The sequence below is a fragment of the Epilithonimonas zeae genome (assembly GCF_023278365.1).
GTDB lineage: Bacteria > Bacteroidota > Bacteroidia > Flavobacteriales > Weeksellaceae > Epilithonimonas > Epilithonimonas zeae_A.
The window spans coordinates 2,572,221-2,593,456 of sequence record NZ_CP075338.1 but is presented as its reverse complement, the minus strand read 5'-3'; the positions used below and the strand labels follow the sequence as shown (position 1 = coordinate 2,593,456).

At 34.7% G+C, this 21,236-nt stretch carries 20 protein-coding genes; 9 read left to right on the top strand and 11 right to left on the bottom strand.

Annotation, left to right across the window (positions count from 1 at the left end; translation table 11 throughout):
• Position 1: 1 nt before the first annotated feature.
• Positions 2 to 406 carry a carboxypeptidase-like regulatory domain-containing protein gene (locus KI430_RS11650; RefSeq protein WP_248874980.1) on the bottom strand — a complete coding sequence of 135 codons (405 nt, stop codon included), beginning with the start codon at positions 404 to 406 and terminating at the stop codon, positions 2 to 4.
• 69 nt (positions 407 to 475) lie between these two features.
• Positions 476 to 1,315 (bottom strand): AraC family transcriptional regulator, encoded by an 840-nt coding sequence (locus tag KI430_RS11645; RefSeq protein ID WP_248874978.1) that lies wholly within the window; start codon positions 1,313 to 1,315, stop codon positions 476 to 478.
• A 115-nt stretch (positions 1,316 to 1,430) separates the two neighbouring features.
• Here KI430_RS11645 and miaA point away from each other — a divergent pair, with 115 nt between their 5' ends.
• Positions 1,431 to 2,336: a tRNA (adenosine(37)-N6)-dimethylallyltransferase MiaA gene (miaA, locus tag KI430_RS11640; protein ID WP_248874976.1), complete on the top strand. Its 906-nt coding sequence runs from the start codon at positions 1,431 to 1,433 to the stop codon at positions 2,334 to 2,336.
• A 71-nt stretch (positions 2,337 to 2,407) separates the two neighbouring features.
• Complete coding sequence (locus KI430_RS11635) at positions 2,408 to 2,965, top strand: thioredoxin family protein (protein WP_248874973.1); 558 nt, start codon at positions 2,408 to 2,410, stop codon at positions 2,963 to 2,965.
• 63 nt (positions 2,966 to 3,028) lie between these two features.
• On the opposite strand, the gene KI430_RS11630 is transcribed toward KI430_RS11635, so the two are convergent.
• Genes KI430_RS11630 through KI430_RS11615 form a run of 4 tightly spaced genes read right to left on the bottom strand, consistent with a single transcriptional unit; the run spans position 3,029 to position 5,728 of the window.
• Positions 3,029 to 3,544 (bottom strand): NUDIX hydrolase, encoded by a 516-nt coding sequence (locus KI430_RS11630; protein ID WP_248874971.1) that lies wholly within the window; start codon positions 3,542 to 3,544, stop codon positions 3,029 to 3,031.
• Positions 3,545 to 3,565: 21 nt separating this feature from the next.
• On the bottom strand, positions 3,566 to 4,477 hold the full coding sequence (gene xerD, locus KI430_RS11625) for a site-specific tyrosine recombinase XerD (RefSeq protein ID WP_248874969.1): 912 nt from the start codon (positions 4,475 to 4,477) through the stop codon (positions 3,566 to 3,568).
• Positions 4,478 to 4,519: 42 nt separating this feature from the next.
• Entirely contained in the window at positions 4,520 to 4,951 is a 432-nt protein-coding gene (locus KI430_RS11620; protein ID WP_248874967.1) for a deoxycytidylate deaminase, read from the bottom strand.
• Positions 4,952 to 4,960: 9 nt separating this feature from the next.
• Positions 4,961 to 5,728, bottom strand: coding sequence for an enoyl-CoA hydratase/isomerase family protein (locus tag KI430_RS11615; protein ID WP_248874965.1), 768 nt, complete (start codon positions 5,726 to 5,728; stop codon positions 4,961 to 4,963).
• A 133-nt stretch (positions 5,729 to 5,861) separates the two neighbouring features.
• Between KI430_RS11615 and KI430_RS11610 the strand changes: the two genes are divergently transcribed.
• The 5 genes from KI430_RS11610 (at position 5,862) to ctlX (ending at position 11,214) form a co-directional block, all read left to right on the top strand.
• On the top strand, positions 5,862 to 6,251 hold the full coding sequence (locus KI430_RS11610) for a septal ring lytic transglycosylase RlpA family protein (RefSeq protein ID WP_248874964.1): 390 nt from the start codon (positions 5,862 to 5,864) through the stop codon (positions 6,249 to 6,251).
• A gap of 129 nt (positions 6,252 to 6,380) precedes the next feature.
• A complete protein-coding gene (gene eno / locus KI430_RS11605) occupies positions 6,381 to 7,673 on the top strand; it encodes a phosphopyruvate hydratase (RefSeq protein ID WP_248874962.1) in 1,293 nt (430 codons plus the stop codon).
• 220 nt (positions 7,674 to 7,893) lie between these two features.
• Positions 7,894 to 9,180 (top strand): citrate synthase, encoded by a 1,287-nt coding sequence (locus KI430_RS11600; RefSeq protein WP_248874960.1) that lies wholly within the window; start codon positions 7,894 to 7,896, stop codon positions 9,178 to 9,180.
• Between the two features lie 172 nt (positions 9,181 to 9,352).
• Complete coding sequence (locus KI430_RS11595) at positions 9,353 to 10,267, top strand: dimethylarginine dimethylaminohydrolase family protein (protein WP_248874958.1); 915 nt, start codon at positions 9,353 to 9,355, stop codon at positions 10,265 to 10,267.
• 29 nt (positions 10,268 to 10,296) lie between these two features.
• Positions 10,297 to 11,214 carry a citrulline utilization hydrolase CtlX gene (gene ctlX / locus KI430_RS11590; protein ID WP_248874955.1) on the top strand — a complete coding sequence of 306 codons (918 nt, stop codon included), beginning with the start codon at positions 10,297 to 10,299 and terminating at the stop codon, positions 11,212 to 11,214.
• Between the two features lie 75 nt (positions 11,215 to 11,289).
• Here ctlX and KI430_RS11585 read toward each other — a convergent pair whose 3' ends face one another.
• From KI430_RS11585 to nadD, 5 genes are all read right to left on the bottom strand, one after another.
• On the bottom strand, positions 11,290 to 13,593 hold the full coding sequence (locus tag KI430_RS11585; protein WP_248874953.1) for a TonB-dependent receptor domain-containing protein: 2,304 nt from the start codon (positions 13,591 to 13,593) through the stop codon (positions 11,290 to 11,292).
• Between the two features lie 61 nt (positions 13,594 to 13,654).
• Complete coding sequence (locus tag KI430_RS11580) at positions 13,655 to 15,868, bottom strand: TonB-dependent receptor domain-containing protein (protein ID WP_248874951.1); 2,214 nt, start codon at positions 15,866 to 15,868, stop codon at positions 13,655 to 13,657.
• A 301-nt stretch (positions 15,869 to 16,169) separates the two neighbouring features.
• Positions 16,170 to 17,168 carry a 2-hydroxyacid dehydrogenase gene (locus KI430_RS11575; protein WP_248874949.1) on the bottom strand — a complete coding sequence of 333 codons (999 nt, stop codon included), beginning with the start codon at positions 17,166 to 17,168 and terminating at the stop codon, positions 16,170 to 16,172.
• A gap of 200 nt (positions 17,169 to 17,368) precedes the next feature.
• Entirely contained in the window at positions 17,369 to 17,710 is a 342-nt protein-coding gene (locus KI430_RS11570; RefSeq protein ID WP_248874947.1) for a DUF3817 domain-containing protein, read from the bottom strand.
• 58 nt (positions 17,711 to 17,768) lie between these two features.
• Positions 17,769 to 18,362, bottom strand: a complete 594-nt coding sequence (gene nadD / locus KI430_RS11565; RefSeq protein ID WP_248874945.1) for a nicotinate (nicotinamide) nucleotide adenylyltransferase — start codon at positions 18,360 to 18,362, stop codon at positions 17,769 to 17,771.
• Between the two features lie 136 nt (positions 18,363 to 18,498).
• On the opposite strand from nadD, the gene KI430_RS11560 reads away from it, so the two are divergent.
• On the top strand, positions 18,499 to 20,412 hold the full coding sequence (locus KI430_RS11560; protein ID WP_248874943.1) for a tetratricopeptide repeat protein: 1,914 nt from the start codon (positions 18,499 to 18,501) through the stop codon (positions 20,410 to 20,412).
• Complete coding sequence (locus KI430_RS11555; protein ID WP_248874941.1) at positions 20,409 to 21,170, top strand: LytR/AlgR family response regulator transcription factor; 762 nt, start codon at positions 20,409 to 20,411, stop codon at positions 21,168 to 21,170. The genes KI430_RS11560 and KI430_RS11555 overlap by 4 nt, the downstream gene beginning before the upstream one ends.
• The last annotated feature ends 66 nt before the right edge of the window (positions 21,171 to 21,236 follow it).

The window sequence follows — 21,236 nt, the reverse complement described above, 5'->3', positions numbered from 1 at the left end:
CTCAATTTTCGATGTTGTAGACCAGGCGGTCAACCTTTTGTTCAATCAGCTTTTTTCTTGCAGTAAGGGTTACGCCTTCTATTGCCTTTGCTTCCTGAATCTTTATGTTTCCTAAATCTTGGTCTTGATTAAGTTCAATATTTCCAGAGAAATATTCCTTTCCGAATTGCTTTATCCTCAGCAGGTAATTTCCTTTTTCGGCTTTTAAAGAAAAGAATCCCAGACTGTCTGTGTAGGTTTGATTTACAGGGATGCTGTCATTTTTAAAAAGTAAAGCATCTGCAAATGCAACGGCATTATTATCCTGATTAACTACTTTTCCTTTCAGTGTCAATTGCTGGGCAGAAATTATGGGACTCAAGCCAAGTAAAATAATATGGAGCGTAATGATAAGAAGCTTCTTCATTTTTTATATTCAAATTTGAATACAAAGAAAAAATGAAGAGAGAACAAAAAATTGTAAAAATCGTGCAGATTAATGTTGGGAATAAATCCACGCCAGCTCTTCCTGCTGAATGCTTGTTTTATTTCTTAACTGATTGGGTGACTCTCCCGTAATCTCTTTGAAATCCCGGATAAAATGGGATTGGTCGGTATAATGGTTTCGATAAGCAATGTTGGTGAGCTTTTCTTTTTCAAGATGAAGAATTCCGTCCAGCGCTTTTCGGAATCTTACAGTTCTCAAAAAAGATTTGGGATTTTGTCCTATCTGATTTATAAACAATCGGTACAAAGTAGATTCGTTCATAGAAAGTTTTTTCGCTAGAGAGCCTACTTTCAAACCCTTGTTTTGCTGGATGATATGTAAAACTTCCTTCGTTCTTTCCGTTATATATTGATTGTTGATGCTTCTCAGAATGATATTTTCCAGCATTAATATCCTTTTATGATTATTGTTTTCCTCGAATAAGCGTTCTACAAAATCTCCCGCAAATTTTGGGAAAAGCATCTGAAATGCTTCATCACTTTTTATAAGTTCCTCATAAGAAATATTAGAAAATAATCGTAATGCCGCTGGATGGAAAATGATACAGATTTCATCAATAGATGCATTGATACTTACTTTGAAATTCGATTCGTGAAATCCTGATAAATAGCTCTTGTAAATTGCATTACCTTGCAAAGTAAAGAGATGCTTGCTGTTGCCATTCTGTTCAACAACGACGTTATTTTGTTTATAAATCGCAAGACAGAGGTTGGTATTGGGAAATGTTGTATATTCAATATTCTTGATACTTTCCGATTTGAAAATTATGAAATACTGAATAATATTTTTCAGTTCAGAGTGATTGGGCTTTATGATTTCGGTTTTCATAATATTCTTTAATCAAATATACAAAACATCTTACATCAAAAGCTGATAAAGGATTATTAAACGAGTCTTTTGTGTTTAAATCAAAATAATGATTTTGTAGATTTGCAAAAATTTTTTGTTGAAACGTCTTATTTCTATCGTCGGCACTACAGGAATCGGGAAAACCCGATTGGCAATTGATTTGGCTAATCATCTCGATACGGAAATTATTTCCTGTGACTCTCGCCAGTTTTACAAAGAAATGAAAATTGGAACAGCGATGCCGACTGACGAAGAATTGGCGGAAGCGAAACATCATTTTGTCGGAAATCTCAGCATCAACGATTATTATTCGATAGGACTTTTTGAAGAAGAAGCTCTTAAGAAATTGGACGAAATTTTTACCAAGAAAGATGTTGCAATAATGGTCGGCGGAAGCGGGATGTACGAAAAAGCCGTTGTGGAAGGGATGAATGATTTGCCAGTAGCAGACGAAGAAAATCAAAAAAAACTAATTTCGATTTTTGAAAATGAAGGTATCGAAATTCTACAAGAAATGCTGGAGAAATTAGACCCAGAGTATTTTTCAGTTGTCGATAAAGATAATCCTAGAAGATTGTTTCGAGCCATTGACATCATTTGGCAAACCAATAAAACTTATACCGAAAATCTTAGTACACCAAAAATCAAAAGGAATTTTGAAACTCTTAGAATTGGAATTGATGCGCCAAGAGAAGTGATTTATGAAAGAATCAATCTTCGTGTTGATAAAATGATGGAGAATGGTTTGCTGGAAGAGGCTAGAGGTTTGATTGCTGACCGCGATAAAGTTGCTTTGCAAACGGTTGGTTACTCAGAGCTATTCCGATATTTTGATGGTGAATGGAACTTGGACTTTGCTATAGAAGAAATCAAGAAAAATTCCAGACGATACGCCAAACGTCAAACAACGTGGAATAGAAAATTGGAAAATGTAAATTGGGTCAACTATGATAATTCTCTTCAAGAAGCATTATCTTTGTTATCAAATTTACCAATGTGATAATCTACCAATCGGTTTTTTTTAATTGGTAAATTGATACACTTTTATATTGTTATATTAAATAAAATATTATGTCAAATACACCTTCGAATATGTTGGCTTTAGGAACAAAAGCTCCGGATTTTAAACTTCCTAATCCTTCAGAAAATAACGAGTTACAAAGCCTCGAATCTTTGAAAGGAAAGAAAGGAACTTTGGTTATTTTTATGTGTAACCATTGTCCATTTGTTCTTCATATCATCGATAAGTTGGAAGAATTGTATGAAGATTATAAATCTCAGGGAATTGAATTTATTGCCATTAATTCTAATGATGTAGATAAATACCCAGCAGATTCTCCAGAAATGATGGTTGATTTTGTAGATGAAAGAAACATCAAATTTCCTTATTTATATGATGAATCTCAAGATGTAGCAAAAGCTTATGAAGCAGCTTGTACACCGGATTTTTACTTCTTCGATGAAAATCTAAGTTTGATTTATCGTGGTCAAATGGATGACTCGCGTCCAGGCAATCAAAAAGAAATTACAGGCGAAGATTTGATCGTTGCGTTCGAAAATCTTCTGGCAGGAGCTGAGCAGGAAGATTTCCAGAAGCCAAGTTTGGGTTGCAATATCAAGTGGAAATAAAATCAAAACTCCGGAAAGTAATTTCCGGAGTTTCTTTTAATTAAAAACACTGTCAAATGACAACTAGTTTTTTGTAATATAATTTTTCAAAAATCGTTTCTGAGATTCAAAAGCAATCTTATCCAAATCGAGTTCTGAAGCTTTTATCCAAATAGTTTCTGATATTTCAGACTCTTCTAATTGGATTTCAAATTTTTTCTCAACTTCGTACAGATAGAACAAATCCAAAGTATTGTAATCAATATTTTTATAAGGATAGATGTTCGGCTGACTTCCCAGATATTTAAATTTTTCAGGATTGATTATTAACCCTAATTCTTCATTCAACTCTCTGGAGCAAGTTTCTTCGGAACTTTCTTTTGGGTCTGTGAAACCGCCGGATAAGTCCCATTTTCCTTTTCCAGGTTCTTGATTCCGAACTGTGAAAAATAATTCATCTTGATGTTTTATGATTACCGCAACAGCTGCAGCAGTATTGTGATATAAAACAAAATCACAATTGCTGCAACTAAATTTGGTAATATTATTCCATAGTAGTTTTTCCTGACCACATTTTGGACAGAACTTTAAATTTTCCATTGGATAAATTTAAAGAAAAACTTAAGCTATATTTCTATTTCTTGGGTGGAAATTTAAAATAACATCTCTCAGTTCCTCAGTTTTCAGATGCGTATAAACTTGCGTTGTGGTAATACTGCTGTGTCCCAACATCTCCTGAATAAACCTCAAATCAGCTCCATTTTGCAACAAATGCGTTGCAAAAGAATGTCTGAAGGTGTGCGGGGAAATACTCTTGTTGATTCCGGCTTTCTGCGTTAATTCTTTGATGATGATGAAAACAATTACTCTGGACATATTAGTTCCTCTTGTATTCAGGAAAACAATATCCTCGTGCTTTTTGTTGACTTTGATTTTCTTTCTTACGTTTTGGATGTAATCGTGAAGATATTCTGCCGTAGAACTTGCAAGAGGTACCAATCTGGTTTTCTCACCTTTACCTTCTACAATAATGAATCCTTCTTTGAAATTGATATTAGAAATTTTCAAATCTACCAATTCCGAAACACGAAGACCACAACCGTACAGTACTTCAAGAATGCATTGGTTTCTTTGTCCAATATCTGTCTTTTTATCAATACTGTTGATAATTTTGTCAATGTCATCCATACTCAAAGTATCAGGGAGATAAAGACCCAATTTCGGACCTTCTAAAAGGGAAGAAGGATTGTCTTCTCTGTACTCTTCTTCCAAAAGAAATTTGAAAAAAGCCTTGATAGAAGAAATTCCTCTAGCCTGAGAACGTTCGCTGATTTTCTTTTTAGAAAGTTGATAGATGAATTCTTGTAGGTCTTCGTAAGAAATATTTTGCGGAGAAACCTCTTGTAATTCTGTAGTTGCAAAGCTTTCCAGCTTTTTGATATCTCTGACGTAAGCGTCTAGTGTGTTGTCAGAGAAGCTTTTCTCAAATTTTAGAAAATTTGAGAAGTCTGTAATTTTTTCGGACCAATTCATATTTGTGTTTTTTTTAATTGTTTTAAAAATATAATATTTATCTCATAAGATATATAATTCTTGTTCTGTAATGTTTAAAATCTCAATTCCTGCGTTTTTTAAAAATTCTAATCCACTGTCGTCAGAATAGCCGGTCATATAAACCACTTTTTCGATTCCAGATTGTAATATCAATTTACTGCATTCTTTACATGGAGACATTGTTATATATAACGTTGCACCTTTGCAAGATTGTGTGCTGCTAGCTATTTTCAAAATAGCGTTGGCTTCTGCGTGAAGTACAAACCAATTGGTTTTTCCTTCTTCATCTTCACAATTATTCTCGAATCCAGACGGTGTTCCGTTGTAGCCGTCAGAAATTATCATTCTGTCTTTTACAATAAGCGCACCCACTTTTTTTCTCTTACAGTAAGACAGATTTGCCCATTCAGACGCCATCTTAAGATAAGCAATATCGAATTTATTATAATTCATTATTCTAATTTAGTTGAAGGCAGGCTTTCTTTTTTCCAGAAAAGCTGAAACTCCTTCTTTAAAATCTTCTCCTGAAAATAATTCTCCAAAAGAATCAATCTCAGTTTCCATCCCATTTTCTTTGTCGCTGGCATTTACTGCTTTTATAGCTTTTGCAATGCCTAATGGCGAATTTTTCACAATCTGCTCAGCTAATTCCTGAGTTTTTGCAAGCAATTCTTCCAAAGAAAAAACTTCATTCACCAAACCAATAGATTTGGCTTTTTCAGCTGTAATCATTTTTGCTGAGAAAATCATCTCATTAGCCAAACCTTTTCCTACCAATTTTGGCAATCTCTGCGTTCCTCCATAACCGGGAATCAATCCTAAAGTTACTTCCGGTAAACCTAATTTTGCATTTTCCGAAGCGTATCGTATGTGGCAAGATAATGCCAATTCCAATCCTCCACCTAAAGCAAAACCATTGATTGCTGCAATCACAGGTTTGTTCAAATCTTCTATTTTTTGAAAAACCGAATGTCCTCTTTTTGATAATTCTTTCGCTTTTTCTGAGCTGTAAGCAGAAAATTCTTTGATATCTGCACCCGCAACGAAAGATTTTTCTCCACTTCCGGTAACGATAACACAGTTTACATTTTTATCAGAAGCCAAAGTGTCAAACACATTTTCCAAATCGTTAAGAACCTGAGCGTTCAAAGCATTTAAGCTTTCTGGTCTGTTGATTGTTACAACTGCAATTTTTCTGTCTATCGTTAATTTTATACTTTCGTAACTCATTTCAAAAAGAAGATTTTGATTAATTCTAAAATGATTTAGAAATCTAATTTAGAAATTCCTGCAATATAAACAAAATATTAATGAATAATTAACATTTATATTCTTCATTTATTAACCTTTGTAAATTATAATAATGAAAACTTTTTACAGAATAACCCAATATGTATTTAAAACGTACATTTTGTTACTGACTATATTTGTAATTTCTTGTGGAAGTCGTAACTCAGGTTCTGGTTACAAATCCACATCTGTATCCTATTATGCTAATAAATTTGATGGTAAAAAGACGGCAAGTGGAGAAACTTACAGACATTCTAAAATGACGGGTGCTCACAAGTCACTTTCATTTGGCACGCGAGTAGAAATTGTGAATGTTGAGAATGATAAATCAGTCATCATTACTGTAAATGACAGAGGACCATTGAAACCTTCCAGAGAATTTGATTTGAGTCAGGGTGCTTTTAAAAAAATAGCCAACCTGAATGCCGGAATCATAAAAGTAAAATATAGAATCCTTAAATAATGTCGTATTTTATTATATGTGATAAATGTTAAGAAATGATTCATCACTTAATATTTTAAAAATGTTTAAATTTGCATAGCTTTTTTAAAAGCAAACAAAATAAAAATCTTAAAAAATAACATCAAGACAATGAGTTACATTTCATTTATCGAAGCAAGACAAATTTTAGATTCCAGAGGGAATCCTACAATAGAAGTAGATGTTTTCACAGAAAGTGGAGCAATGGGACGTGCGGCTGTGCCTTCTGGTGCATCTACAGGTGAGCACGAAGCGGTAGAATTGAGAGACGGGGCGCCGGAATTCTTAGGAAAAGGTGTTTTGAAGGCGGTAGAAAATGTGAAAGAAGTGATCGCTCCGGAATTAATTGGTCTTCCAGTTTTCGAACAAAATTTGATTGATGCTGTGATGATTGACCTTGATGGAACTTCTAATAAAGGTAAATTAGGCGCCAACGCAATCCTAGGTGTTTCTTTGGCTGCTGCAAAAGCTGCTGCTGCTGAACTGAGAATGCCTCTTTATAAATATGTTGGTGGTGTAAATGCAAACACACTTCCTGTTCCAATGATGAACGTTATCAACGGTGGTTCTCACTCAGATGCACCAATCGCTTTCCAGGAATTTATGGTAATGCCGGTAAAAGCAGACTCTTTCTCTCACGCTTTGAGAAAGGGAACTGAGATTTTCCACAGCTTAAAATCTATTCTTCATGGTAGAGGTTTGTCTACTGCAGTAGGTGACGAAGGTGGATTTGCTCCAACTTTCACAGGAACAGAAGATGCTTTGGATACTTTGCTACAAGCTATCGAAAAAGCAGGTTACAAACCTGGTGATGATGTAATGATTGCTTTGGATTGTGCAGCTTCAGAATTCTATAAAGATGGTGTTTACGATTACAGAAAATTCCAAACTCCGGATGCGCCAGTATTCTCAAGTAGCGAACAAGTTTCTTACCTTGCTGAATTAGCAAACAAATACCCAATTATCTCTATCGAGGATGGTATGCAGGAAAATGACTGGGCTGGTTGGAAAGAATTGACAGATAAAATCGGAGACAGAGTTCAATTGGTTGGAGATGATTTATTCGTAACTAATGTTGAAAGATTGGCTAGAGGTATCAAAGAAAATACAGCTAACTCAATCCTTGTAAAAGTTAACCAAATCGGTTCTCTATCTGAAACAATGGCAGCTGTACAAATGGCTCAACAAAACAGATATACAACAGTAATGTCTCACAGATCTGGTGAAACAGAAGATGCTACAATTGCTGATTTGGCAGTGGCACAAAACTGTGGACAAATCAAAACTGGTTCTGCTTCTAGATCTGATAGAATGGCGAAATATAACCAATTATTGAGAATTGAAGAAGCTCTTGGAGAAACTGCAATTTTCCCTGGTTTGGAGGCCTTCAAAATCAAAAGATAAGATTTAACAAAAATTTATAATTTAAAGCATTTGGAATTTTCCAGATGCTTTTTGTTTTTTATTTAATTGAAATTCAATTTGTTAATTATTTGATTTTTTCATAATTAATTATTTTTTTTATTCAATTATTGATATTAACAGAATCGATTGTGAGATATGACTTTTGTCAGTTGAGCATTAAGACTGAAAGTGTTATATTTAGCAAATAAATTTTTTTAAAATGTCAGATAATAAAGTTATATTAAATTACGACGGGAAAAGCTTTGAATATCCAATCGTAGATAGTACTATCGGAGACAGAGGAATTGATATTTCCAAACTGAGAGACCAAACTGGTTTGATTACCATGGATCTTGGTTATAAAAACACAGGTGCTACAATCAGTGAAATTACATACTTAGATGGTGATCAGGGTGAATTGTTCTACAGAGGTTATCCAATAGAGCAGATTGCTGAGAAATCCAATTTTACGGAGGTAATGTATCTTTTACTTCACGGAGAATTACCAACAACAGAGCAGTTTAATACCTTCAACGGTAACATCAAAAAATATAACTTCGTAGCAGAGGAGATGAAGAAAATCATTGATGCTTTTCCTCGTTCTGCCCACCCAATGGGCGTTTTGTCTACGCTTACTTCTGCGTTGACTGCTTTCAATCCTAAGGCGGTTAACGTACAATCCAAAGAAGAGATGGATCTTGCAGCTGAGTTGTTGATTGCGAAATTTGCTCATCTTGCAGCTTGGACCTACAGAAAAACGCTTGGTTTACCATTAAATCACGGAGATAATAGCTTAAATTATGTAGAGAATTTCTACAAAATGGCGTTCAGATTACCAAATGAAGATTTCGAAATCAATCCTGTGGTAACGGCTGCTTTGGACAAATTATTAATCCTTCACGCTGACCACGAGCAAAACTGTTCTACATCTACAGTAAGAATGGTAGGTTCTGCTCACACAGGTCTTTTTGCATCAGTTTCTGCAGGTATTTCTGCACTTTGGGGGCCACTTCATGGTGGAGCCAACCAAGCGGTTATCGAGATGCTTGAATTGATTGAAAAAGATGGTGGCGATGTTTCTAAATATGTTGCCAAGGCTAAAGATAAAAACGATAGCTTCCGTTTGATGGGCTTCGGGCACAGAGTTTACAAAAACTTCGACCCAAGAGCAAAAATCATTAAGAAGGCGGCTGACGATTTATTAGAAGCATTAGGAATTCAGGATAAGGCTCTGGATATTGCAATGCAGTTGGAAAAAGTAGCTTTGGAAGACGACTACTTCATCGAAAGAAAATTATATCCAAACGTAGATTTCTATTCAGGAATCATCTACAGAGCATTGGGAATCCCAACAGAAATGTTCACCGTAATGTTTGCATTAGGAAGATTGCCGGGATGGATTGCTCAATGGAAAGAAATGAGACTGAAAGGCGACCCGATCGGAAGACCAAGACAGGTTTATCAAGGTGCTCAAAAAAGAGATTACGTAGATATCAACAACAGATAAGATATTTAATGAAAATTAATAATCCCCGGAATGTAAGTTTTGGGGATTATTTTTTTGTAACAATCAAGATTGAAACTTCAAAAGTTGAGGCATTAATTATATCAACAGATATTATTCCTAATTTATCCTTTATTGCCAAGCTTTATTTATATTTGCTCAATTCTCAGAATTTATGAATCTTAATATCAAAAACGAAACAGGAAGGCTGAAATCTGTAGTTCTAGGACAACCAAAATCTAACGGACCAGTTCCTACACTTGCAGAGAGTTATGATGCAAAATCGTACAACACAATCGAGAATAATATCTACCCAACAGAAGAAGATATTGTTTTCGAAATGACAGAGTTCGAAAAAGTGTTGAAGAAATATGATGTTGAGGTTTTTCGTCCAAAAATTATCAAAGACTACAATCAGGTTTTTGCCCGCGATGTAGCTTTTGTAATTGAGGATAAAATGATAATTTCTAATATTATTCCTGACAGAGCCGACGAACAGGAAGCTTACAGGCATATTATCGACAAGGTTTCTTGGAGAAATGTGATTAATCTTCCGGAAAAAGCGCATATCGAAGGGGGCGACGTCATTGTTTGGGATGAGTTTCTTTTTGTTGGAACAAGTTATAGTCCAGATTACCGGAATCTTAAAACCGCTAGAACCAACGAATATGCTATCGAAATCCTGAAAGAATATTTCCCCAAAAAGAGAATTATCGACCTAGATCTGAAGAAAAATGATACCAAACCTTACGAAGGAATTTTACATTTGGATTGTACGTTCAACCCGATTGGCGAGGACAAATGTGTAATTTATAAAAATGGATTTGTGGATGAGGATGACTATCAATTGGTGATAGATATTTTTGGCGAAGAAAATTGTTTCAATATCAATGATGAAGAGATGTTCCAAATGTTCCCGAATGTTTTCTCAATTGCACCAGATGTAGTTGTTTCGGACAAAGCTTTCACGAGAATGAATGACCATTTCCGAAACGAATGGGGAATTACAGTTGAGGAAATTCCTTACCGCGAAATTTCTAAAATGGGAGGTCTTTTAAGATGTTCGACTTTACCTTTAGTAAGAGAGTAAAATTTTATCTTGATTTTTAAATTAATACAATGCAGACTACAGATACAGTTTTGATGATAGAACCAGTCGCTTTCGGATTCAACGAGCAGACGGCGGTTAATAATTATTTTCAGGTTCAGCAGGAAGGAAATGTTCAGGATGAAGCCTTGATGGAGTTCAATTCTTTTGTTGAGAAACTGAGAGCAAAAGGCATCAATGTCATTACGATAAAAGATACGCTTGACCCAAAGACACCAGATTCAATTTTTCCCAATAATTGGGTAAGTTTTCATAGTGATGGAAAAGTGGTTCTATACCCAATGTTTGCTGAAAACAGACGTTTGGAAAGACGTGAGGATATCATCAATCAAATCAAAGAACAATTTGAGGTAAAGGAAATCATCGATTATTCTGAAACCGAAAAAGACAACAAATTCCTGGAAGGAACGGGAAGTATGATTTTCGATCACGATAATAAGATTGCTTACGGTTCTGTTTCTTTAAGATTGGATGAGGATTTATTCAGAAAATTCTGTAGTGAGTTTGGTTTTCAACCCGTGGTCTTTCATTCTTATCAGACGGCTGGCGAAGAAAGGCTTCCGATTTATCATACCAATGTAATGATGTGCATTGCGGATAAATTTGTAGTGATTTGCCTAGATTGCATTGATGACGGTTTGGAAAGAGAAAAAGTCGTTGAAACCATCAAAAGCTCAGGAAAAGAATTAATAGAAATCTCCGAAGACCAAATGCAAAACTTTGCAGGAAATATGCTTCAGGTTCAGAATAATTCTGGAGAAAAATTCCTGGTAATGAGTCAAAGTGCTTACAAATCTTTGAAGCCAGAACAAGTTTCTGCCATCGAAAAATATTGCGAAATTATTTACTCCGATTTGGAAGTGATAGAAACCAACGGTGGTGGAAGCGCAAGATGTATGTTGGCTGAGGTTTTCTTGCCAAAGAAATAAAATCAAAAATCCCGTCTTGTAATGAAACTCGACGGGATTTTCTTTTTGAAAAATTTAACTTGATATATAATGTAGTTATCTGGTGCGGTTTTTAATGTCCTTATCTGCGCTGCTGATATCTCTTATTTTCTGAACTTTCTTGTTCCCGAAATTATATGTAACGCTGAAGTTCAAACCTTGGTTATATTGATTCTGATTAATGTAATTAAAGTTGCCATTGTCCTGATAATCTGTAATCACGACTTTATTGGTTTTCAGAATGTCATAGATTTCCAGAGCAAAAGTCCAGTCGTTCCAGACTTTTTTGATGTTGGCGTCCAGACTCATCAGTGATTTTAACCTTCCCAATTCGATTTGCTGGTTGTCCACGTACCAATAGTTGACGCCTAAGAACCAGGTTTTGTTTTTGTCCAATCTCACAGTGTTATTGGTTTGAATCAATAAGCTGTTAGATTTGATTTTGTTGACATAATCCGGGAAAACGTCACCGGTAATCGGGTCTGTATTCAGGAAGCCGTTGTTTACATTTCTTTGCATCCCGATGTTGAAATTGGAGGTCAGATATTGTTTGAAAAATGATTTTTGCATTCCAATCATTGCAGACATCTCTTGCTTGTCACCGAAATTGGTTCTGATGTATCGCAATTCTCTGTCTGTGATTTGATTCCCGTTAGCATCCAAAACCGGCTGATTATTAGCATCCAATCTTACTTTGTCTCTCTGCAAAGGAACCTGTGTAATCACATTTTTCGTCAATGAATGATTGATAATCAGGAAATAAGAATTCTTGAACATATACGTGAATTCATTCGTATAAACAGAAGAGGCTTTAACAAAAGGATTGTTCTGCGTGTAGTTCACATTGGTTAGATAATTCTTCACAGGATTCAGTTCCCAGAAGCTTGGTCTTCTCATTCTGCTGGAAAAAGCATAAGAAATATTGTTCTTGTCGTTAATCGCATAGTTCAAGCTCACATAAGGCAACAGATTATTATAATCTCTTTCTATGTTGCTGAAATCCGAATTATCTGATTTTCCGACACTGTTCGTCAATTCATATCTCGAACCGATTTTCCCTGAGAACTTATCAGAAAATTTCTTTTCCAACGTCACATAGAATCCATAGATATTCTCATCGTAGATAAAATGGTTGGGCGTAGAGATAGGACCGCTGATTGGTTTTCCATATTGGTCTACCAGATTTCCGTCTTTGTCATAGTAATAAGTATCATTTTTTGTATCGTTATCGGTTTTTGTTTTATTAAAGTTTCCTCCGACTGCTACCGTGAAATCAGTCTTAAATTTCTTGATATAATCAACTGTAGATGAAAAATTATTAATAATCTGAGGCGTACTTTGTGTAATGATAGTCGAAGGATTGAAGAGCTCTCTCGTCAAATCTGTCGTGTAAGTTCTGTTATCCGCATTTTGGAATCTTTTGTAATTGAGATAGGCCGCATTCAGGTTGAGCTTGCTTCCGAGTGAGTCTGTTTTCCATTCATAATTCAGGTTGAGTGAATTATTATATGAGCGCGAATTTTCAACATTTTTAGTAAGGCTGTATCTTGTTTCAGTATCGCCGTCTTCATTGGGAGCAACAATCGTATTAAAAAGATTGGACCCGGAACCATAGCTTCTGTTCGCCCAGGAATTCCAGGTCAAAGCGAGGTTGCTGTTATCATTCAGCTGATAATCGATGTTCAAATAACCTCCAAGGTTTTTATTTGGGTCAGTCACGCGTCCTTCAGATTGATTGCTGGTTGTGCTGCTGCCGTTTCTCAGGATATAATATTGTTCCTGGATGTTTTCGCTGGTGTTGATATTCGTGCTAATGCCCAGTTTATCTTTTCTGTAGTTTAGCGAAACGCCAGCATAAGTGGAGTTATAATAATTTTGTGAATTTCCCATTCTCATATTGCCATTCAGTCCATCGGTCATTTTTTTCTTTAGAACAATATTGATAATTCCGTCAGAAGATTCTACCTGATATTCACTTCCTGGAAGCGTAATCACTTCGATTTTCTGAATATTTTCTGCCGGCGTATTTTTCAAAAACTGAGTCAGAGATTCCGCATCCATATTGGTTTTTCTACCGTTGATATAGATGACAGCGTTATTTTTTCCGATGATTTTCAAAGTTTTGTCATCAGTCGAAGAAACCAATGGTGTTTGCTTCAACAAACTGAATGCTGTATTACCTTTTGCGACAGGTGAAGCAGCTACATCATAAACAAATCTATCGCTTTGTTTCTTGAAAACTTGTTTGGTTAAGGTAACAGCTTCTATACTTTTTGTTTCAGCAGAATCTTTTTTAGGTGTTTCCTGAGCATAGATCAATCCTGAGAAAAATATGGCAGCAATGAGAGTCTTGGTTTTCATTTTGAGAGTTTTAGGGTTTGAGAGTTATAGAGTTGATTGGGTGTTTGAGTTTATTTTATAATTAAGTTCTGGAGCGGATGGCATCGTTAGCCGATTTCACTTCTCTTGCTTTTTTCAATTTTTGATTTCCGAAGTTGTAGGTCACGTTGATGTTGAACTCTCTTCTGTATTGTAAGCTTCTCACAGTGTTGTAGCTTCCGTTATTTTGTATCGTTCTGATGTCATCAATGTTCTGATTGAAAACATCATTTAACTCAACTAAGAATGTGAAATTCCCCATTATCTTTTTGATGTTCAAATCCAAACTTTGTTGCGTATGAAGCTTTCCAATTTCCATTTCTCTTGATGGCATCAGCCAGTAATTAACACCTAGATACCAATCTTTTTTTGCTGATAATCTTATCATATTGTTCGCTTGGAAGAAAGTGTTCAAGGTTTTTACATCAATTGTATACGGTTGTAATATCTCTGTGAATCCTTCAATAGGTTGTGAGGTTGGATCTTTCGTTACACTTCCTTTGTAAGTTGCATATTCAAAATTGGCAGAATAGTTTGTAGTCCAAATGTCGCCAAACCAAGCTTTGTTCATTCCCAAAGTCAATCCCAATTGTTTGTTGTTGCCGTAATTGGTTCTGATATATCTTAAAAATTTAGTTTCTTCACCAGTTACATTGTCAATCATTTTTCCTTGTAGAGGCAATTGTCCATAAGCATTTTCAGCAAAGTTGAAACTCACATTAGCATAGAAAGCATTCTTGTACATATAGTTGATTTCCTGATTATAATTCTTGGAAGCCTGCATAAAAGGATTGTTCTGAATATAATTGGTTGGTGTAAAGTAAGTTCTTGAAGGATTCAGTTGTCCAAATCCAGGTCTTCTCACCCGGCTGGAAAAGCTGTAACTGATGTTGTTGTTATCATTAATGGCATAATTCAATGTGGCGTAAGGTAAAAGATTGTTATAATTTCTTTCAAAACCAATATCAGATTTTCCTACAACATCACCCGTACTCAAGGTAGCTTCGAATCTTGTTCCCACTTTTGCAGAGAATTTGTCAGAAAACTTTCTCTCGAAAGTAGCGTAAGCACCAATGATATTTTCTTTGTAAATGAAATGATTAGAAAGATTCGTATTAGTAACAAATTGAGTTCCGTCAAAATCATTTTGTTTCGTATCGCTATCTGTGTTGGTATAATTATAACTCGTCCCTATTGCAAACGTACTTTCGTTCTTGAATTTTTTGATATAATCGATATTCGCTGCGTAGTTATTAATAATTTGAGGAACAGCTTGTTGGAAAGCGCTGTAACTACCATCTGAAGTCAATGGGAAAGATTCACCTAAACTCACTTTGTCTCTGTTGAACCACAAGTAAGAGACGTTTGAAGTCAATTTACTTCCAAGCGTATCGGTTTTTACTTCATAATTCAGGTTAAAGTTATGATTTCTCGTCTGCGCATCTTCTTGATTTATAGTTTTGTTGGAAAGTTCTCCGTTTTCAAAATTCGTCATATCCAAAACAGACCCGAAACTCTTGTTGTATCGCATATTATAGCTGAAACCAAGATTGGACTTTTTATTGATTTCATAATCGATATTAACGCTTCCGCCGTAATTCTTGTTTGGATCGTCCATTGTTCCGTAAGACTCATTGCTAAAAGTAGAATCACCGTTGGTCAATGTATATTTTTCTCTTTCTCTATAACTTCCCATATTGAAGTTGGAGTTGAAAGACCATTTGTTTTGTCTGGCGTTGAAGGCAATTCCCGAAGATGGATTATTATAAAAACTCTGGCTGTTGTTCATCTTCAAAGTTCCGTTGTAGCCATTCGTTTTATTTTTTTTCATCACGATATTGATGACACCTTCATTCGCTTCAACCTGGAACTCACTTCCCGGAACAGTTACCACTTCTATTTTCTGGATATTTTCTGATGGTGTATTTTTCAGCATTTCTGTAATGGCTTCAGCATCCATCAGTGTTCTTTTACCATTGATGTAAAAAACAACATTAGATTTTCCCATTATTTTGAAAGTCTTCCCATCTGTGCTGGACAACATTGGTGTCTGCTGCAAAAGATTGAAAGAGTTAGTTCCTTTTGCGATAGGAGAGGAAGCCACATCGTAAACAAATCTATCAGACTTTTTCACGAAAACTTTTTTGCTAAGTTTTACTTCTTCTATGGTTTTTGTCTCTTCTGTTTTTTTCTGAGTCTGTTGCGCAGAAATCATTCCTGAGAAAAAAATTACTGCAATTAGGATTTTGGCTTTCATAATACTAGGTTTTAGTAAAGTAGTTTGTAGTTTCTAATAATTTACATTGCAAAGATATATATTATTTTAAGTATTAGGCAATACAAAGTAGTAAATAAAATTTATAATTAATTTTAACTAATTGATTATCAGCGGTAAAATTTTCAAACTGATTTATTATTAAGACAACTGTTGATAAAGAATTGTTACATCAACAAATAAAAAAAATGAAAAAAGCCCTTGTAAAATGTTACAAAGGCTTCGTTATCCGCTAGTTCGGACAGGAATTTTTAAGTTTTTATTTCATTATTTTGATAAGATTCTAAATCAAAACGGCATTCGGATTTTCAAATTCCTGATTCTTTTCAAAATGTGAAAGACTTGTCAAAGTTGAATTTGCAATTTGGTCAAGTGCTTCCTGCGTGAAAAAAGCCTGATGCGCGGTAACCAAAACATTCGGGAAACTCATCAAACGCTGGATAGTATCATCCTCAATAATTGTATGAGAAAGATCTCGGAAAAATAATTTTTCTTCCTGCTCATAAACATCAATTCCGAGATAACCAATGTGCTTCGATTTTAAACCATCAATCACAGTTTTGGTATCAATCAAGCCGCCACGACTGGTGTTGATGAGCATTACATTTTTCTTCATTTTTTTGATTGAATCGGCATTGATTAAATGACGTGTAGAATCCATTAAAGGACAGTGAAGTGAAACGATATCAGATTCAGAAAGTAATTGTTCCTGAGAAACATATTCAATTCCTAGATCTATAAGTTCCTGATTTTCTGTAATGTCGTAAGCTAAAACTCTTGCTCCAAAACCTTTTGCAATCTTCGCAAACGCAGCACCGATATTGCCAGTTCCGATAACGCCAATTGTTTTTTGATAAAGATTGAAACCCATCAAGCCATTCAAAGCAAAATTCTGTTCACGAACTCTGTTATAAGCTTTATGCGTTTTTCTGTTAAGAGTGAGAATCATTGCCATTGCGTGTTCTGCAACTGCTTCCGGAGAATAAGCTGGAACTCTGCTGACTCTTAAGTCAAGACGTTTAGCAGCTTCCAAATCTACATTATTGAAACCGGCGCATCGCAAAGCAATATATTTAACGCCTTTTTTTGCCAGAAACTCTAGAACTTCAGCATCTAGTTTGTCATTTACAAAGGCACAAACAGCGTCGGTATTTTCAATGAGATTCAGGACGTGCGGGCCAAGATGTGTCTCAAAATAATCCAGTTCAAAATTGAATTTTTGATTCGCTTTATCAAAAAATTCTTTGTCGTAGGGTTTGGAAGAGAAGAACGTGATTTTCATATTTTAAAATTATTATGATTTAGTTTCTTAACCACAAAAGTCACATAAGATTTTCATCTTTCTGCTCATGGAAAAGTACACATTGGTTTTATTAGACATTTCCTTATTTGCTCTCTATATGAATGTGAGTTTAAATTTAATTCATTCCTTTTGTGACTTTTGTGGTGAATGAATTTTAGATTATTTTTAGTTGCTATTCGTTACTCAACCCGGTTTTTACGGGCTAATTTTTTATCAACCCAAATCGTAGCAAAAGGGAAAAAAGCACCCATCAATGCAAAGATAAAATCCTCATCATCCCAATCGTATATTTTTCTAGTTGCTGGAAGAAAGATAAGATAAAGCGTGAAAAAAAGTCCGTGGATACTCCCAATAGTACTGATGTAAATAATAGCAAAAATATTTTCCGGCTCAATGCGAATCCAAATCATTGCTGAGAATAATAAAAGCCACGATACAGCTTCAGCAAGACAAATTTGCTTAAACCATTTGATTAGTTTTTCTTCGGGATATTTTGCGTAATATTTTTCTATAATGTTCATATTAAAGCAAAGATAAAAGAATAAAGAACAAAGAAAACCGATTGATGATTAAACTCATTTATTTATAAAAACTACTTCCATCCAAATATTCAAAAACCTCTGGAGGCAACATTGGACGGGGATTTTTACCTTCCCTAATCATGTTTCGGATTTCCGTCGCAGAAAGTTCTATAACAGGTGCTTTGATGAGCGAAATATTGTCGTGCTGCAAATAGTCCTTGTCTTTTTTCTCTTCTCCGGAAATTCTGGGATAAACAATGATCTGGTGATTTTTTAACAGCAATTCATAGTTTTTCCATTTATGAAGGCTTCCAAGATTGTCTTCACCCATTATCAAAGAGAAAGAATAATCCGGATATTTTTCGTTCAGGTAAGTTAGTGTATCAATCGTATAACTTGGGACTGGTAGTGAAAACTCGACATTGGAAGCTCGCATTTTTGGATAATTTTTGATGGCCAGCTGAACCATATCCAAACGGTTGTGATCTTTGAGCAAAGATTTTTTATCCTTGAATGGATTTTGCGGACTCACCACAAACCATAATTCTTCCATATCAGAATTCTCCAAAATATAATTCCCAAGAATCAAGTGCCCAATATGAATGGGATTGAATGACCCAAAAAATAGTCCGATTTTTTTACGTTTTTCCAAGATAGATTGATCCTTTTATACTTTTCAAATTTAGAAAATTATAATTGAAATCGAATTCTAAGTCAAATCATTAATTTTCTCATTTGGCTATTTAATAATCAATAATTTATGATTATTTTTGCAACAAACATAATTGATGAGAAAAATTCTACTTTTTCTGATGCTTATTCCTGCCATCTGGATTTCTGCGCAATCTGCGGTAGATTCTCTGTTGACGGTTCTTAAAAAAGAAAAAAATCCAAACCAAATTACGGCTTTACAAAATCAGATTTCGGATGCTTATAAACATACGGATCCTGAGCAAATGCAGAAATTTGCATTGTTGGCGCTTACAAACTCCAGAAAAAATAAGAATATTTATCAGGAATCGGTTGCTTATCAGAATATTGGTGTTTCATTTTTTATTCATGGCGATTACGAAAAAGCACTACAAAATTTTGATTCATCAGAAAAAATTCTTTTAAAAATCAATTCTGAGAAAAAAGAAATCAGAGAAACATTAGCCAAAACTCTGGGAAGCAAAGGCGTTGTTTATTCTCAACAGAACAATTATGCTGCGGCTTTGGAAAATGATTTCCAGGCTTTGAAAATTTATGAAGAAACTAAAAATAATCTTCAGACTTCAAAGCTTTATAACAATATTGGAGTGATTTATAAATCCATTGATGATAAGGAAAAAGCACTTGAATATTTTCTTAAAGCCAACCAGACTTCGAAGAAAATTAACCCAGAAACTTTTGCTGCAAGTGCATCTAATATTGGATTGATTTACTTGTTTCAGAATAAGTTGGATCAGGCGAAAAAGTATTTTGACGAGAGTCTAGAATCTTATCTGGAAAATGAAAATCCACGAGGCTTAGGAGAACTTTATAACAGTTATTCTCAATATTATATTCGTAAAAATCAGAAACAAGCAGCCAAAAATAGTCTTCAAAAAGCGGAAGAAGTATTTTTATCGGTTGACGATAAGTTTGGGTTATCTGATACTTATATGTTTTTGGCTAGGATTTATTTGGGTGAAAATGATCTTGAAAAATCCCTTCAGTTTTCGAACAAAAGCCTTGAACTTGCTAAAGAACTGAACTTGACAGAAGCCCGAATGAACGCCGAAAAATTACTTTCTCAAATCTATGATCAAAAAGAAGATCAGAAGTTGGCTCTGTATCATCTTAAGAATTATGATATCGAAAAGGAAAAATTTGACGCTGTTAAAAATGAGCAACAACGTCTAAAAACGGAACTCAATTTTCAATATGAAAAACAGCAGTTGGAAAAAAGAGAAAATGCAAGCCGGGAAAGGCTGAAATGGCTTTTTACTGTTTTAATAATCGGGTTACTTTTACTCGGATTGTTTCTTTTTTACAGGAATAAAGAAAAGCAAAAGACTTTGCTTCTACAAAAACAACTTACCGAATTTGAGCATAAAGCTTTACATCTACAGATGAATCCTCATTTTGTTTTTAATTGTCTGGCGGCGATTTCGGCATTCGTAGTCCAAAACGGAAAAGATGAAGCGATCCGTTATCTGGCGAAGTTTTCCAAATTGATGAGACTGACGTTGGAATTTTCAAAAGAATCTAGTATTACCTTAGATAAAGAAATCGAAGCACTTCAAAATTATCTAGAACTGGAGCAATTGCGGTTTAATAATAAATTCGATTTTAATATTTCCAAAGAATCCAATATTGAAGATGATACAGCGATTCCTTCTTTGCTTCTGCAGCCTTATGTAGAAAATGCAATTATCCATGGTGTGGTTCCGATAGAAGAAAAAGGCTTTATTAATATTATTTTTCGTCAAATCGCGGATCAGTTAATTTGTGTTATTACGGATAATGGTGTCGGGATAGAACAATCGAAGAAAAATAAAGAAACATTTGTTAACGCACATAAGTCTATGGCAATGGAAATTTCTAAAAAACGATTGGAAACTCTGGAACAATTGGAAAATAAAAAAATAGAACTGAGTATCACAGAACTAAGAGATAACGAGAAGATTTTGGGAACTCAGGTTTTGATAAAATTACCATTAGAATTTATAGAAAAATGATAACAGCTGTTTTAATAGACGATGATCATAATCTCCGTAATGGGATGAGAGCAATGCTGGCGCTGTATGCTCCTGAAATCAATATTTTAGGTGAAGCAAACAGTGTGAAAACCGGAACTAAACTAATCGAGGAACATAATCCGAAAATTGTTTTTCTGGATATTATGATGAACGATGGTTCTGGCTTTGATATTCTGGAACAGCTCAACAAAAAGTATGGAAAAATCTCTTCTCATATTGTTTTTGTAACAGCGCACGAGAAGTTTGCTATAAAAGCATTTCGGTTCAGCGCTTTAGATTTTCTTCTGAAACCGATTGATCCGGAAGAGTTGCAAAGCGTCATTCGGAAAATTAAAAATATCACAGATAATAGTTCTGAAAATAAAACGATAGAACTTCTGTTGGAAAATATCTCGAAGAAAGCAGATAGTTTCAAAAAAATTGCTTTGTCAACGTCGGATGGAATTCATCTTTTTGAGATTAAGGATATTATCCGCTGTGAGTCTGTTGATAATTATACCAAATTTCATTTTAAAAATCACAAGACAGTACTGATTTCCAAAACATTAAAAGAATATGAAGAATTGTTATCTGATCAAGGTTTTGAAAGAATACATCAATCCCATCTCATTAATCTAAATGAACTGAAGTCCTATATCAAAAAAGATGGCGGATTTGTCATCATGTCGGATAATGTACAAGTTCCTGTTTCTCAAAGAAAAAAAGAAAGATTACAGGAAGTGATTGGAAGATTATAAATTCTAACTCAAACCTTCCGAATTCTAAATGTAACAAACAAAACACAACGATAAAAATTAATTTTA